Origin of the sequence: Nocardioides sp. J9 (assembly GCF_007829375.1) — a bacterium.
GTDB lineage: Bacteria > Actinomycetota > Actinomycetes > Propionibacteriales > Nocardioidaceae > Nocardioides.
Window position 1 is genome coordinate 1 of sequence record NZ_VLJQ01000050.1, and the last position, 16,009, is coordinate 16,009.

General features: G+C 72.9%; 9 protein-coding genes. All 9 read left to right on the top strand.

From position 1 onward, the window contains the following. Positions 1-922 (top strand): FHA domain-containing protein (locus L615_RS03900; protein ID WP_145724187.1); only part of this gene is annotated, 922 nt, incomplete at its 5' end. A 4-nt stretch (positions 923-926) separates the two neighbouring features. Further along, complete coding sequence (locus L615_RS03905) at positions 927-2,405, top strand: serine/threonine-protein kinase (protein WP_051485769.1); 1,479 nt, start codon at positions 927-929, stop codon at positions 2,403-2,405. After that, complete coding sequence (locus L615_RS03910; protein ID WP_145724188.1) at positions 2,402-8,536, top strand: Ig-like domain-containing protein; 6,135 nt, start codon at positions 2,402-2,404, stop codon at positions 8,534-8,536. The genes L615_RS03905 and L615_RS03910 overlap by 4 nt, the downstream gene beginning before the upstream one ends. Before the next feature lie 30 nt (positions 8,537-8,566). After that, positions 8,567-9,538: a MoxR family ATPase gene (locus L615_RS03915; protein ID WP_028655666.1), complete on the top strand. Its 972-nt coding sequence runs from the start codon at positions 8,567-8,569 to the stop codon at positions 9,536-9,538. A gap of 4 nt (positions 9,539-9,542) precedes the next feature. Next, positions 9,543-10,685: a DUF58 domain-containing protein gene (locus L615_RS03920; RefSeq protein WP_145724189.1), complete on the top strand. Its 1,143-nt coding sequence runs from the start codon at positions 9,543-9,545 to the stop codon at positions 10,683-10,685. After that, positions 10,682-13,213 (top strand): transglutaminase domain-containing protein, encoded by a 2,532-nt coding sequence (locus L615_RS03925; RefSeq protein WP_186449722.1) that lies wholly within the window; start codon positions 10,682-10,684, stop codon positions 13,211-13,213. Before L615_RS03920 ends, L615_RS03925 begins: the two co-directional genes overlap by 4 nt. A 52-nt stretch (positions 13,214-13,265) precedes the next feature. Further along, positions 13,266-14,237: a hypothetical protein gene (locus tag L615_RS03930; RefSeq protein WP_145724191.1), complete on the top strand. Its 972-nt coding sequence runs from the start codon at positions 13,266-13,268 to the stop codon at positions 14,235-14,237. A 126-nt stretch (positions 14,238-14,363) separates the two neighbouring features. Beyond that, entirely contained in the window at positions 14,364-15,230 is an 867-nt protein-coding gene (locus L615_RS03935) for a triacylglycerol lipase (protein WP_051485767.1), read from the top strand. After that, complete coding sequence (locus L615_RS03940) at positions 15,227-16,009, top strand: lysophospholipid acyltransferase family protein (RefSeq protein ID WP_028655663.1); 783 nt, start codon at positions 15,227-15,229, stop codon at positions 16,007-16,009. The genes L615_RS03935 and L615_RS03940 overlap by 4 nt, the downstream gene beginning before the upstream one ends.

Genomic DNA, 16,009 nt, shown 5'->3' on the forward strand with positions numbered 1-16,009 from the left:
GCAGCCGGAGCCGGAGCCGGCGTTCGCACCCGCCCCCGAGCACACCGTCCTGCGCACGCCCCCGGCGACCCCGGCCACCCCGGCCACCCCCGCCACCCCGGAGCCCGCCACGCCGGAGCCCGCACCGGCCCCCGTCGCCGCCCCGGGCCCGGTCGCCCCGCCGCCGAGCCCGACGGGCCCGCCGACCCCGCCGACCCCGACGACCCCGCCGACCCCGGCCGCGCCGACGCCGTCGCCGATGGCCCCGCCGGTGGGACCGCCCCGGCCCGGTCCGCCGCCGCCCGGCGTCACCCCGCCTCCCGCCAGCCGGCCGGTTCCCGACGCGATGGCGCCGGCCAGCGACGCCGACCACGACGGCCACACGATCACCCCGGCCCAGCTGCAGGCCCTGCGCGCCGGCCAGGCCGGCGTGCCCGGCGTACCCCCGGTCCCCGGCGTGCCCGTCCCGCCGGCCCCGGCCGCCACCGGCCCGGGCCCCGACGACGCCGCGCCGGAGGGCCGCACGCCGTCCGTCCCGACCGGCCCCGGCGCTCTGCCGGGTGGCCTGCCGGGTGGCGGCACCCAGTCCGCGCCGTCGCGCTCCGCGCTCGCGCTCGAGCTTTCGACCGGTCGGGTGGTGAGCATCCGCCGCCGCGTGCTGATCGGGCGCAGCCCGCGCGTGCAGCAGGTCGGCGGCAGCGCGAACCTGCCGGCGCTGGTCACCGTCGACGACCCCTACGTCTCGGGCACCCACCTCGAGGTCGCCTCGGACGGCGTCCGGATCACGGTGACCGACCTGTCGACCAACGGCACCCTGCTCGCGCGCAAGGGCCGCGCCCCGTTCGCGCTCGACCACGGCGTCGCCACCGAGGTGACCGTCGGCGACGTGCTGACCCTGTCCAAGGGGCTGACCGCGACCGTCGTCCCGTCCCGGGAGAGGTGAGGGGATGAGCATGCAGCCGCCACACATCCCCGGGTTCTCGTTCATCGACCTCGTCGGTGCGGGCGGCTTCGCCGACGTGTACCGCTACCAGCAGGAGCTGCCGACGCGGCAGGTGGCGATCAAGGTGCTGCGCAGCGGCGGTGACGCGGCGGCGCTCGCCCTCTTCCACGCCGAGGCCAACGTGATGGCCCAGCTGTCCAACCACCCCTCGATCGTGCCGATCTACCAGGCCGGCGTGAGCTCGGACGGGCGTCCGTTCCTGGTCATGGAGTACTGCCCGCCGCCGCACGTCGCCCAGCGCTACCGCACCCAGCCGCTCGGGGTCGCCGAGGTGCTCGACATCGGCGTGAAGATCTCGAGCGCGGTCGAGACCGCCCACCGGGCCGGGATCCTGCACCGCGACATCAAGCCGCACAACATCCTCACCAGCACCTTCGGGGTGCCGCTGCTGACCGACTTCGGCATCGCGTCGGTCGTGGGGGAGGGCGGTGCCTCCGGGCAGGGCCTCTCCATCCCGTGGTCGCCGCCGGAGGCGCTCTACTCCGACAGCCACGACGTCCGCAGCGACGTCTACTCCCTCGCCGCCACGCTCTACTCGCTGCTCATCGGCCACCCGCCGGTCGAGCGCCGCGACGCCCCCAACGACAACGCCAGCCTGATGCACCGCATCGAGCGCGGCCAGCTCAGCCCGCTGCGCCGCCCGGAGGTGCCCGCCTCGCTGGTGTCGATCCTGCGCCGCGCGATGTCGGTCGAGGTCGACAAGCGACCCGTCTCCGCGATGGTGCTCGGCCGCCAGCTGCAGGACGTGCAGATCGAGCTGCGCCAGTCGCCGACCCGCCTCGAGGTCATGGATGCCTCGCCGACGGCGCTGGCCGAGGAGCACCCCAACGACGCGCGCACCCTGGTCCGCCCGGTCTCGGTGATCATCCCGGCCGCCGTGAGCGCCCGCCCCGCGCCGGTGCAGCCGGCCGTCGACGAGCAGACCCGGATCCCCGGCGCCCGCGCCGCCACGGGCAGCAGCACGTATGGCGACACGCCCCCGCGCCGTACCGACGAGCCGAGCCGGGGCCCGCTCGCCAAGGTCGTCGCCGGCGTCCTCGCGCTCGCGGTGCTCGGCGGGGTGGGCTACGCGCTGCTCGCCGGCGGCGAGCCGGAGGAGCCCGACACGGGCACGCTGCGCGGGGAGAAGCCCGCCGACCCGGTCAAGGGCGCGGAGACCCCGGCCACGCCGCAGGTCTCGGTCACCGGCAAGGGCACCCGCTGGACCTTCCGCTGGGTGCCGCAGGACCCCCAGGAGGAGGACGAGTACAAGGTGGTGCTCTCGGGTGACGGCCACGAGGACTCGAAGGCCCAGATCTTCCAGGACACCAGCTACAGCGTGACCGTGCCGACGGGCTCCACCGTGTGCCTGCAGGTGTCGGTCGTCCGGCCCGAGTCCAGCGGGTCGCCGCTGTCCCGACCGGTCTGCGCGGTGGGCCGATGAGGCGCCGGTGGCGCCGGACGGCCTCCGGCACGGTGCTCGCGCTCGTCGTGGGCACGCTGGTCGTGCTCGCCTTCAAGTACGACGGCAAGCCGTTCACCGAGGTCGAGCTGAACGACGGCGGGGTGTGGGTCACCAACCACCAGCTCGGCCTCACCGCCCGCCTCAACCCGCAGATCGAGGAGCTCGACCTCGGCGTCGAGGCGGCGAGCACGGACTTCGACATCTTCCAGCGGGCCACGTCGGTCTACCTCGACGACGCCGCCGGTGAGCGCACGGTCAAGCCGGTCGACGTCACCCGGGCCACCACGCTCGAGCCCACCGAGCTGCCGGCCGACGCGGTCGTCGCGCACGGCGGCAACACCTTCGCGGTGGTCGACCACGTGAAGGGCAAGGCGTGGGTGCAGTCCGCCAGCCGCTTCAACGCCTTCTCCGAGAAGACCGCGAAGCCGGTCATGACCGGTGCGGTCACCGCCACCGTCTCGCCCGACGGCCGGGCCTGGGTGCTCGACCGCGAGGGCAGGGCCACCCCGTTCGACGTCGGCAGCGACGGCAACGCCAGCAAGGGCGAGGCGATCGACCTCGGCGAGGACGTCGGCACGAACCCGCTCATGCTCGACCTGACCGTCGTCGACGACACCCCGGTGCTGTTCAACCGCACCACCGTCGAGCTCACCCGTCCGGGCGCGGAGGCCGTCGCGGTCGAGGCCGCGGACCCGACCGAGGTCGAGCTGCAGGAGCCCTCGGCCGAGGGCGACGAGGTCTACGTCGCCACGCGCGAGGGCCTGTTCCGCACCCCGCTCGACGGGGGCGACCTCGACCGGGTGGGTGACCTCCAGCCGTCCGGCTCCCCGGCCGCGCCCGTCGTGCTGCCCTCCACCGGGTGCGTCTACGCCGCCTGGTCGTCGGTCTCGCCGCCGAACTACCTGCGCGACTGCCCGAACGACGAGGACGACGACACCGACCCGATCAGCGACATGCAGGAGGGCGCGGAGCTGCGCTTCCGCGTCAACCGCAACGTCGTGGTCCTCAACGACGTGCGCACCGGCGACGCGTGGCTGGTCCAGCAGCCCGGCAAGGCCAAGATCGACAACTGGCCGCAGGTCGACCCGCAGAACGAGAACCGGTCGAAGATCAAGAAGACGACCGAGGAGACGCCCGACCAGGAGAACCGGCCGCCGGAGCCGGTCGACGACGAGCTGGGTGCCCGGCCCGGGCGCTCCACGGTGCTGCCGGTCGTCGCGATGAACGACCACGACCCCGACGGCGACATCATCCGGATCGTCAAGACCGAGCACCTCGCCGGCCCCGAGCTGGAGGTCAAGATCGTCGGCGGCGGCACGCAGCTGCAGGTCGCCGTACCCTCCGACGCGAGCGGCGAGTCGCAGTTCTACTACTACGTGACCGACGGCCGGGTGAACCAGCAGGTGCGGGCGCGGGTCACCCTGCAGATCCGCGACTCCAACCAGAACGAGAAGCCGGGCCTCATGGARGAMMRCAAGCCGGAGCTCACCGTGGCCCGGGGCGCGACCGCGAGCATGTACCTGCTCGCCGACTTCTACGACATGGACGGCGACGACCTCACCCTCACCGAGGCCACCGCCCGCGGCGGCGAGGTCGAGTTCCGCCCCGACGGCACGCTCACCTACACCGACGACGGGGCCGCCGGCTCCACCGGCGAGGTCAAGTACGTCATCGAGGACGGCATCGACGTCTACCGCGGCAGCCTGCCGGTGAAGGTGGTGGCCGAGGGCGCCCCGCCGGAGCTGGTCGCCGACCTGGCCTCCGGCGTCGCGGACACCCAGGTGGTCGTCCAGCCGCTGGCCAACGACCGCAACCCCGAGGGCGGCGAGCTGACCCTCAAGGACGTCAAGGTCGTCGGTGACGACGCCGGCGCCCAGATCAGCAAGGACCTCGACTCCGGCACCTTCACCTTCCAGGCGGCGACGGCGAAGACCTACTACCTGGAGTACTCCGCCTACAACTCGACCGCGACGAAGACGGCCTTCATCCGCCTCGACATCGAGTCGCCGCCGAAGGACAACCGGCCTCCGGTCGCCGTGCGCGACAAGGTGACCGTCACCGGCGGCGCCACCGCACAGGTCGACCTGCTGCTCAACGACCTCGACCCGGACGGCGACGTCCTCGTCGTCACCCGGATCGGCCGGCCGTCGGTGCCCGGCGTCAAGGTGTCCGTCGTCGAGAAGCGGCTCGCCGTGGTCAGCGCGGTCACCGACCTGGTCGGCAAGCCGGTGACGGTCGAGTACGTCGTCTCCGACGGGCGCAGCTCGGCGACCGGCACGCTCGTGATCGCCCAGCGCAGCTCCAGCGATGCCAACCGCCACCCGATCGCCAACAAGGACCAGGTGACGGTCCGCGCCGGCGCCGTGACGTCGATCCCCGTGCTCGCCAACGACTCCGACCCCGACGGTGGCAAGCCGCGGCTGTTCCAGTCCGACCTCGAGAAGGGCGACGTCGACGTCTGGGTGGCCGGCGACGCGCTGCGGATGCGCGCCCCGGAGGAGCCGGGCACCTACTCGGTCATCTACGGCGTGCGCGACAACGACGGGCTCAAGGCCTCGGCCGAGGTCAGCATCTACGTGGTCCCGGACTCGGCGAAGAACAACAACAAGCCGGTGCCGCAGCCGATCATCGACCGCGTCATCGGTGGGCGCCCCAAGGTCATCCCGATCGACCTGGTCGGTGCCGACCCCGACGGCGACGCGGTCTCCTTCCGCAGCATCCTCACTGCGCCCTCGCTGGGCCGGGTGGTCGACACCGGCGTCGACTGGATCCGCTACGAGGCCTTCGAGGGCAAGCGCGGCACCGACTTCTTCCAGATCCAGGTGCAGGACAAGTACGGCGGCACGGGCGTCGCCGAGGTCCGCGTCGGCGTCGTGCCGGAGGAGCCGCAGAACCAGCCGCCGGTCGCCCTCGACGACAGCGTCCTGGTCCAGCCGAACCGGACGATCTCCTACAACGTGCTGACCAACGACGTCGACCCCGACGACGACCCGCTGCGCATCCGCGAGCTCAACGACTCGACCCCGGCCGAGCACGAGAACGGCTTCGTCGAGGTCGAGGTCGGCAAGGCGCCGGACTCCGGGGCCTCGGTCCCGACCAACATCGGCTACACGATCGAGGACGCCGCGGGCGCGACCGACAGCGCCGTGCTCAAGGTCTCCGCGAGCACCCAGGCGCCCTTCTACCCGCCGATCGCGCACGACGACGTCGCCGACCTGGGGGACATCATCGGCAAGGAGCCGGGCGACTGGGTCGAGGTGTCGGTGACCGACAACGACCTCGACTTCGACGGTGCGAAGGTCGACCTGAGGGTGACCGACTGCGACGCCGGCAGCGGCGGCGACTGCGACGTCGACGACGAGAGCGTCGTCCGCGTGAAGCTCGCCGCCGAGGACCAGATCGTGCTCTACACGCTCGACGACGCCGACGACGAGTCGACCTCCACCTACGGCGTGGTCTTCGTGACCGGCACCGACAACGTGCCGCCGCAGCTGACCACCAACGAGGACCTCGTGCCCGTCGAGGTGCCCGCCGACCAGCGCACCGTCTTCGACCTGCGCGACCTCGTCGTCACCCGCGCCGGACGCGAGGTGCACATCACGCCCGACAGCAACCCGACGGCGGTCAACGGGTCGGTGACGCCGGTCGAGGGGGAGGAGACCTCGCTCGCCTTCCGCCCGGCCAAGGGGCACGTCGGGCCCGCGTCGGTGACCGTCAAGGTGACCGACGGAAGGACGACGGCCGAGGACGCCGCCCTCGAGTCGTTGCTGACCGTGCCGATCGACGTGAAGCCCTCGGGCAACGTCGCGCCGACGATGCGCGACGCCGCGGTCGACGTCACCGCCGAGGGCGACCCCGCCGAGGTGGACCTCGAGGGGCTCACCCGCGACGCCAACGAGGACGACCTGGAGTCGATGACCTGGTCGGTCACCTCCACGCCCGACGGCCTCTCGACCGACATCGACGACAGCATCCTGTCGATCGAGGCCGGTCGCGGCGCCGAGGACGGCGAGTCGCTCGACATCGGGGTCACCGCCGACGACGGCAACGGCGGGCAGGTCAGCGCGACGATCACCGCACGCATCGTCGGCAGCAACCTGCCGACGCTGCAGATCCCGGACATCTCGGTCAACGCCGAGGAGGGCGAGGCCACCGCCGTCGACCTCTCGGCATCGGCCGTGAACCCCTACCCGGACAAGCCGATCGAGGCGAGCAACCCGCGGGTCGAGGGTGACGGCCGGCTGGCCGACGTGCGGACCGAGGGGTCGACCGTGTGGTTCACCCCGACCTCGTCGGGCACCTCGCAGATCAGCGTCACCGTCTCCGACGCCTCCGGCGACCGGGCCCGCGACGTCGTGGCCCGGATCAACGTCACCGTGATCTCCGAGCCGGACGCCCCCGACCGGCCGGTGCTGTCCTCGGTCGAGGCCTCGTCGGCGGTCCTGTCGTGGCGCGAGCCCGACGCCAACGGCGCCGCCATCACCGAGTACGAGGTGAGCGGGTCGAACGGCTACCGCAAGACCTGCACCGTCACCACCTGCCGCCTCGACGGCCTCACGCCGGGCCAGGCGTACCGGTTCACCGTCAAGGCCCGCAACAGCGAGGGCTGGAGCAAGGCGAGCCCGGAGTCCGACGAGATCGTGCCGAACAAGGCGCCCGAGCTGATGACGCCGCCGACGATCGTCACCGAGCGAGCGCCGACCGGCGACAAGATGGACCGCCAGCTCAAGCTGACCTGGACCCCGCCGAAGAACGAGGGCTCCCCGATCACGTCGTACGAGATCAAGGAGGCGGGCAGCACCCGCACCTGGACGGCGTCCGGCAGCGCCAGCTCCTACATCATCCCGGGGCTGACCAACGGCACGCCGTACGCCTTCGAGATCCGCGCGGTCAACGCGGTGGAGCCGAAGCGTGAGTTCTCGGCACCGTCGAAGCCGGTCGTGCCCTTCGGGGCCCCGCTGCGCTCGGGCCAGGCCCCCAAGCTGACCGCCAGCGAGGACTCGCCCTTCAACAGCGAGCCGTGGGTGCGCATCGAGTGGAGCGCGTGGTCGGAGTCGCAGAGCAACGGCAACCCGGTGTCGAGGTACGTCCTGCGCTGCCAGGGCTGCAGCCAGTCGACCTACGAGGTCGACGGCTCCACGACGTCGCGCACCTTCGACGGCAAGGACGGCATCCGCAAGGGGCACACCGTCACGTTCACCGTCGCGGCGAAGAACGACGCCGGCACCAGCCAGCCCAGCCCGAGCGCCTCGGGGCGCCCGTGGACCAAGGCCGCGCCGGTGCGGAACCTGCGTGAGATCGGGTCGTCGCCGGAGGACCGCACGGCGAAGATCGGGTGGGAGGCCCCGGCCGACGACGGCGGCCTGCCGATCTCCCACTACGTGGTCGAGCCGCTGTCCGGCGGACCCACGATGACGGTCGGGTCGGCGCCCGGCGCCGGCGGCGTGAACGTGCGGTTCTCGGCGAACAGCACCTCGCACTCGGTGCGGGTGTGGGCGGTGACGCGCAACGGCGACCGCAACGTCCAGGGCCAGGACGCCACGGTCAACGGCATCGCGACGTGGGGCAAGCCGTTCCCGCCGACGGCGAGGAACGTGAGCAACTGGTACTACACCATCGACCTGCGCATCGACGAAGGTGGCGCGAACGGGCGCAGCGTGGAAGGAGTGCGCTACAGCCTCACCGGACCGGACGGTCCGTGGACCGACGGCGACCGCTACTACAACGACCAGGTCAACCAGGGTGGGGACAGCGTGACGGTCTGGGCACAGACGGTCTCGTCCGCCAGCCAGGACCGGAGGTTCAGCGACGTGGTCTCGTTCACGGCGTCCTCGAAGATGCGGGAGATGACGCTGCGCTGGAAGGCCCCTTGCATCATCGGGGCCTGCGGCGCCGAGGTGAAGGTCGAGGGGTTCCCGGCCGCCGGCGCGCCGATCACGGTCGACCCCGGGGCGCTGGGCTACACCGCCGAGAACTGCGACTTCAACCAGGTCGTCAGCGGCCACAACAAGACGTTCCGGGTCGGCGGGTCCAGCTGCTCGTTCACCCCGCCCGGCACGCTGACCGTCGGGTCGCCCGGCCTTTCCAACGTCTCCATCTCCCGCAACTAGCTCCCCCAGCACGTCCACGAAAGGCAGTCCATGTCGCTCAGCTCCGAACAGACCGAGTGGTTCTCGCAGACCTTCGCCCAGCTCGTCGCCAACGTCGAGCAGGCGATCGTCGGCAAGACCGAGGTCGTCCGGCTCGCGTTCGTCACCCTGCTGGCGGAGGGGCACCTGCTCCTCGAGGACTACCCGGGCACGGGCAAGACCTCGCTGGCGAGGGCGATCGCGCAGACGATCCAGGGCGAGCACCACCGCATCCAGTTCACCCCGGACCTGCTGCCCAGCGACGTGACCGGCGTGACGATCTTCGACCAGCGCACCCAGCAGTTCGAGTTCCACAAGGGCCCGATCTTCTCCAACGTCGTGCTGGCCGACGAGATCAACCGCGCCTCGCCGAAGACCCAGTCGGCGCTGCTGGAGGTCATGGAGGAGAGCCAGGTGACGGTCGACGGCATCACCCACCAGGTGGGCCAGCCGTTCATCGTCATCGCGACGCAGAACCCGATCGAGCAGGCCGGCACCTACCGGCTGCCGGAGGCGCAGCTCGACCGGTTCCTGATCAAGACCTCGCTCGGCTACCCCGACCACGAGAGCACGGTGCAGATCCTCACCCACGCGCCGAAGGGGAAGAAGGCGGCCGTCCTCAACCCGATCATCAGCGGCGACAACGTGCTGCACCTGATCCGGCTGGCGCAGCAGGTGCACGTCGAGCCCGCCGTCCTCGAGTACGTCTCGCTGATCACCGAGGGCACCCGCGAGGCGCCCGAGGTCGTCCTCGGCACCAGCGTGCGCGCCGCGCAGGCGCTGGTCCGGGCCGCGCGGGCGTGGGCGGCGTCGTACGGCCGCAACTACGTGGTGCCCGACGACATCAAGACCCTCGCCGTCCCCGTCCTCGCGCACCGCATGGTCCTCGACCCGGAGGAGGACTTTCGGGGCACGACGACCGAGGACGTCGTGCGCCGCGTGCTCGAGCGCGTGTCGGTGCCGCTGGAGCCCGCAGGACGTTGACCCGATGAGCCTCCGCAGCAGGGCATCGGCGCTCCGGCGCCTGCCCGCCGTCCTCTCCCGGCGCCGCCAGGCGGTCACCGGGCAGCTGCGCGACGACCTCGCGCGGCGGACCCAGCGCCTCCGGACGGCGGTGCGCCCCCTCACCGAGACCGTCACCGAGGCCGGCTGGGTGGTCGGCGTGCTCGCGGTGGCGCTCCTGGTCGCGGGGCCGATGCTGCACTGGCGCGAGCTCCTCGTGGCGGGGGCCTTCCGCTCGCGGCAGCTGGTCGTCGAGTTCCCGGTCGGCGCGGGCCGCGCCGCCTTCGAGCTGCCCTCGCTCGCGCCCGGGGCCGTCCACGAGGAGCTCTTCGCCATCCCGACCGCGCACCGCGCCGTCCTCGACGTCGGCCCGGTCACCGCCGTGCGCGCCGACCCGCTCGGGCTGCTGCGCCGCGAGCGCCGGCTCAGCGAGATGGACACCCTCTACGTGCACCCCAAGACGCTGCGCGTCGAGGGCTCCGCCGCCGGCCTGGTCCGTGACCTGGAGGGCCGCACGGTCCCGAAGGTCTCCGACAACGACGTCTCCTTCCACGCCCTGCGCGGCTACGTCGCCGGCGACGACCGCCGCCACATCCACTGGAAGTCGAGCGCCAAGACGGGCACCCTCATGGTGCGCCAGTTCGAGGAGACCCGGCGCTCCCACCTGCTGACCATGGTGAGCTCGCGGCTGGAGGACTACGTCTCCGACGACGAGTTCGAGCTCGCGATCTCCATCGCCGGCTCGCTCGGCACGCAGGCCCTCGCCGACGGCCAGCAGCTGAGCGCGGCCGCGTCCCACGGGTCCCTGCCGTCGTCCTCGGCCCAGCGCTTCCTGGACGGCCTGTCGGGGCTGACGTACGACTGGAAGGCAAAGCACCTCGTCGACGTCGCCCGCTACCTGAGCGTCGACGAGCTGGCCGCCAGCGTGATGGTGCTGTGCATCGGCTCCGGGGTGAGCATCACCGAGCTGCGCCGCGCCCGGCAGTACCTCCCGGTCGACACCCGGGTCATCGCCGTGCGCTGCATCCTCGGCGAGGAGCCGTCGGTGCGCTGGCTCGGCGACCTCGCGGTCGCCACGGTCGGGCGCCTCGAGGAGCTCGGCGTCGCCGTACGGAGGGTCTCGGCATGAGCGCCGTGCACCCGCCGGGCCCGCCGCCCCCGCCGCCGCCCCCGCCGTCCCGGCCCCCGGGCCCTCCGCCCGGCAGCCCGCCGCCCGGTCCGCCGGTGCGCGCCGCCGAGGCGAGCGCCAGCGGACCCGTCGTGGTGGTGCCGCAGCGCAAGGGCCGGCCCGGCACCCTGCCGTCGTGGTGGCTGGCGCTCGTCGACGCCGTGCTGCTCATCGGCCTCGGGGTGCTCTGCGCCTGGCCGCTGGGTGCGGCCTACGTCGGCGAGCGCTGGCTGGTCGCCGTGGTCGCCGGGCTCACTGTCGGCGTCGCGATCGCGTGGCTGAGCGCGCGACTGCGGCTCGGTGCCTGGCTGACCCTGCTCACCACGGCGGCGGCGTACCTCGCGATCGGGTCGGCCGTGGTGGTGCCCGACCGCGCGCGCAACGGGGTGCTGCCGACGGCCGACTCGCTGCGCGACCTCGTCGTCGGCACCGTGCACACCTGGCGCGAGTCGCTGACCCTGCCGGTGCCCCTCGCGGAGACCGGCACGGTGCTCATCGCCCCGCTCCTGCTCGGCCTGCTCGGCGGGCTGGTGGCTGCAATCCTGCTCTGGCGCACGCGCCGCTCCGGCCTCGCCGGACTCGTGCTCGCGGTCGTGCTGGTCGTCGCCTGCGCCTTCGGTGACATCACCGCCGAGGCCAGCCTCACCCGCGGCCTGGCGGGCGCGGCGATCGGCGTGGTCTGGCTGCGCTGGCGTGCGCAGCGGCACGTCAAGGCGCGCTGGGGCCGGCGCATCGCGGGCACCCTCGCCGTCGTCGCGGTGGCCGGTGGGGCGGCGGTCGGGCTGACCGCCATGTCGGACGCCGGCGAGCAGCGCGTCGTGCTGCGCGACCACGTGGACCCGCCGTTCGACCCGCGCGACTACCCGAGCCCGCTGGCCAAGTTCCGCTACTACAAGAAGCCGCCGGTGCGCTCCGGCACGACGCTGTTCACCGTCGACGGCCTCGAGAGCGGCACGCTGGTGCGCCTCGCGACGATGGACTACTACGACGGCATCGTCTGGAACGTGTCGGGCGGTCCCGGCGCGGTCCACGACTCCGGGACCTTCCGACGGCTGCGCAACGACCCGGAGGCCAACCTCCGGGCGACCCACCGCGGCACGATCACCATCGGGGGCTACACCGGGGTGTGGGTGCCCAGCGTCGGCGAGACCCTGTCGATGACGCCGCTGATGGGCGGCGAGGTCGACGGTGACGCGGCCGGCGAGCTGGTGATCAACCGGGAGACCGGCACCGTCGCCCAGATCGGCGGCGTGCGCGAGGGCACCGCCTTCCAGATCGACGCGGAGCTGCCGCCGGCGCTCTCCGACGAGGAGATCCGGCTGCTGCGGGCGGACAGCTCCGTGGCGATGCCGGCCCCGAAGGTCGTGCCCGAGGAGCTCGTCGAGCGCGTCGAGCGGTGGGCGGTCGCCATGGGCTTCGACGGCGGCTCCGACGGCGAGGTCGCGATGTTCCTGCGCGACGCCTTCCGCGAGCGCGGCTACTACTCCGACGGCCTCGACGACTTCACGCCGTCCGGGCACGGCTTCAGCCGGCTCGCGGTGCTCACCCGCACCGCCACGCCCGTCGGCAACGCCGAGCAGTACGCCGCCGCGATGGCGCTGATCGGCCAGCAGATGGGCCTGCCCATCCGGGTCGTCATCGGGTTCAAGGTGCCGCCGGGCCAGGGCGTCGTGCGGGGCGAGCACGTCACCGCGTGGACCGAGGTGAAGTTCGAGGACGTCGGCTGGGTGCCCTTCGACCCGACCCCGCCCGAGGACCAGAAGCTGCGCAAACCCAACGACGAGCCCAACGAGGAGCCGCAGCCGCAGGTCCTGCAGCCGCCGCGAATCCCGGGCGAGCCCAAGGAGGCCAGCGACAACCTCCAGCAAGGCGACGGCGAGCGGTCCAACATCGACCTGCTCGAGGTGCTCGGCACGATCCTCGGGATCGTCCTCGACATCGCGAAGCTGGCGCTGCTGACCCTGCCCCTGTGGGGCGTGCTGCTCTACAAGTTCCTGCGCCGCCGGCGACGTCGCCGCGCGCCGGACGCGACGGCGCGGCTGACCGGCGCCTGGCGCGAGCTCTCCGACCGGATGCGCGACCTCGGCGTGCGACCGGCACCGGGGGCCACCCGCCGCGAGAGTGCCTACGCCGCCGCGGACCGGTACGACGTCGTACCGGTCGTGACGCTGGCCCACACCGCCGACCGCCACGTCTACGGCACCGACGAGCCGACCCCGGAGGAGGCGCAGGCCTACTGGTCCGACGTGGACACCGCGCTGAAGCGGATCCGCAAGGAGACGCCGTGGTGGCGCCGGGTCGTCGCCCGCTTCTCGCTGGCCTCGGTGCCGTGGCGCCCCGCCGTCGAGCACGTGCGCTTGCGCCTGGCCCGCGCCGGCCGCGCCGTGGGCCGGGCCGTGGCCGGCCTGCCGCCCGTGGTGAGGGCGCGCACCGCCGTGCGCCAGCGGGTCGAGCGGCGCCGGGCTGCTAGCCTCAAGCGCGGAAATTGACCGGACACGAACTGKGGCGGGCCCGGACCCGCGACTCTCGGGGGAGTGCTTCATGAAGTTTCGTCGCTGGATCGGTGCCGGCTCGGCGGTCGTGCTGGGGCTCGGGCTGGGGCTGCAGCCCACGGCGGCCCACGCCGCCGCGGGCGACGCGAGCCTGGTGATCGGCACCTGGGTCCGGGCCAACGACATCGGCTGCGGCGAGCCCGCCTGGCGCGCTGCGACCAGGACCAAGAACCTGCCTGCCGACGGACGCACGCGCGCGGTCCGGCTCAACCAGAGCGGCAAGGCCGCCGGCAGCACCGTCAAGGCCTACCGGTCCTCGGAGGGCACCTACAACGCGAGCGGCTGGGGCACCCGCAAGCTGAAGGTCAGCCTGTCCGTGCGGCTCTCGGCCACCGCGAACCCGTCGCGGATCTGCTGGGTCAACTCGTTCGTCGGCAAGGCCGAGATCTACACGGTGCGGATGAGCGCGCCCAAGAAGTCCTGGATGGTGGTGCGCAGCCGCGGTGCCAAGCAGGGCAGTGCCGAGGCGAACATCGGCGTGCAGGGCCCGACCACCGCGACCAGCGCGTGGGTGGCGCCCGGCAAGCCCGTCACCAGGCTGGTGCCCAAGGGCGAGTACACCCTGGGCAGCCGGGTGAAGCCGAGCATGAGCGTCCCGGCACGGACCACCAGCACCCGCACGGCGTCGGCCTCCATCGTCGGCACGGTGGCGCTCTACCCGATCGGCACGCTGCGGGCGCGCAGCGGGAACGGCAAGTCCTTCCTCAAGCCCGGCCACCGCGACTGCTCGAAGAACCGGGTCAAGGTCGGGCTGACGGCGGCCGCGCGGACCAAGGCCCGCAAGATCACCTTCACCGTCGACGGCAAGAAGCGGTTCACGCTCACGGGCGCGAAGCTGAAGCAGACGTCGGTCTTCGTCGGCCGGATCCCGAAGAAGACCGCGGGCACGATCAAGGCGAACATCGTGCTGAAGTCGGGTGCGAAGAAGACGGCGAAGTCGACCTCCTGGCCCTGCGCCTGAGCCGCGCCCAGCCCGCGGCCGCCGGGGCGGCCACGGTGTGACGTGCACCCCGACGGCTTGCCGTCGCCGCAGGTCAGCCGCCATACTCGTGCAGAACTAGAACGTGTTCTACATGGGGGACTGCGGGTGTACGACTTCGAAGGCTCGTCCGGGGACGGCGCCGGCCACACCGGCCACGGCCCGGCACGGGCGCTGATGCTGCTGGAGCTGCCGCGCTGGACCGTGGAGTACGGCGCCTCGCGGGTGCTCGACGCCGCGCAGTCCGTCGCGCAGACCGTCTCCCTGGCCGACCGCGACCTCGGGGCCGGGCGCCCGGTGCTGGTGCTGCCCGGCTTCTCCGCGCACGACGGGCTCACCGGCCGGCTCCGCGGCCACCTGCGCCAGCGCGGGTGGAAGGTGCACGGGTGGGGCCTGGGCAGCAACCACGGGCTCACCGAGCGGATCATGACCGGTCTGCCGCAGCGCTTCGCCGAGGTCGCCGCCCGCTACGACGAGCCGGTCAGCGTCGTGGGCTGGAGCTTCGGCGGCCTGCTGGCCCGCTGGCTCGCCCACGAGCACCCCGACCAGGTCCGCCAGGTCGTCTGCCTCGGCTCGCCGTGGCGCGCCGAGGGGGAGCGCACCCGCGCGACCGCCATGTTCGAACGCTCGCGGGTGCGGCACGGCATCGTCGACAACGCCCGCGAGATCGTCGACCAGCTGCGCGGCCCCGTCCCGGTGCCGCTGACCGCGGTGTGGTCGAAGAGCGACGGAATCGTGCCGTGGCGCGGGTGCACCGTCGACGAGCACGACGGGTCGGACGGCCGCGCGCCGGCCGAGAACGTCGAGGTGGTCAGCAGCCACGTCGGCATGGTCGCCAACCCGCTGGTCCTCTCCGTCGTCGTCGACCGGCTCCGCCAGGACCCCGCGGCGTGGGAGCCCTTCGCCTGGCGCAACCTCCTGCCGGGCCACCAGCCCGCCGAGCACCCCGCCGACCGGACCGGAGCGGCGTCGTGAGCGCGCTCGAGGCGCGCGATCCGTCGTACGTCGCGGCCGTGCTGCCGGCGCTCAAGCTGGCCATGCGCGGCTACTTCCGCTCCACCGTCACCGGCATGGAGAAGGTCCCCGAGGGCGGCGCGCTCCTCGTCGGCAACCACTCCGGCGGCCTGATGCCGATGGACGTGCCGATCATCGCCGTCGCCTTCGCCGAGGAGTTCGGCGCCGAGCGGCCGCTGTTCTGCCTCGCGCACGACATGCTGTTCACTGCCGCGGCCGGCCCGGTGATGCGCAAGTTCGGCTTCGTCAACGCCACCCGCGAGGCGGCCCACGAGATCCTGACCTCGGGCGGCGTCACCATCGTCTTCCCCGGTGGCGACTACGACACCTTCCGGCCCACCCTCAGGGCCAACGTCGTCGACTTCAACGGGCGCACGGGCTACCTGCGCACGGCCCTGCGCGCAGGCGTCCCGGTGGTGCCGGTCGTGTCCATCGGTGGCCAGGAGACCCAGCTCTTCCTCTCCCGCGGGCAGTGGATCGGGCGGCACTCGCCGCTGCGCGGGCTGATGCGCACCGACCTGTTCCCGATCGGCTTCGGCTTCCCGTTCGGCCTGGTCCCGGCGCCGCTGAACTTCCCGCTGCCGTCCAAGATCACCACCCGCGTGCTCGACCCGATCGACGTCGAGGCGGAGTTCGGGCCCGACCCCGACCTCGCCGAGGTCGACGAGGTCGTCCGCTGGCGGATGCAGGACGCGCTGAACGAGCTGGCCGGTGAGCGACGCTTCCCGGTGCTGGGGTGA

Excerpts from the sequence above, each read along its gene's own strand:
- L615_RS03905 (WP_051485769.1), top strand. The coding sequence starts at position 927 with ATGAGCATGCAGCCGCCACACATCCCCGGGTTCTCGTTCATCGACCTC.
- L615_RS03915 (WP_028655666.1), top strand. The coding sequence starts at position 8,567 with ATGTCGCTCAGCTCCGAACAGACCGAGTGGTTCTCGCAGACCTTCGCC.
- L615_RS03920 (WP_145724189.1), top strand. The coding sequence starts at position 9,543 with ATGAGCCTCCGCAGCAGGGCATCGGCGCTCCGGCGCCTGCCCGCCGTC.
- L615_RS03925 (WP_186449722.1), top strand. The coding sequence starts at position 10,682 with ATGAGCGCCGTGCACCCGCCGGGCCCGCCGCCCCCGCCGCCGCCCCCG.
- L615_RS03930 (WP_145724191.1), top strand. The coding sequence starts at position 13,266 with ATGAAGTTTCGTCGCTGGATCGGTGCCGGCTCGGCGGTCGTGCTGGGG.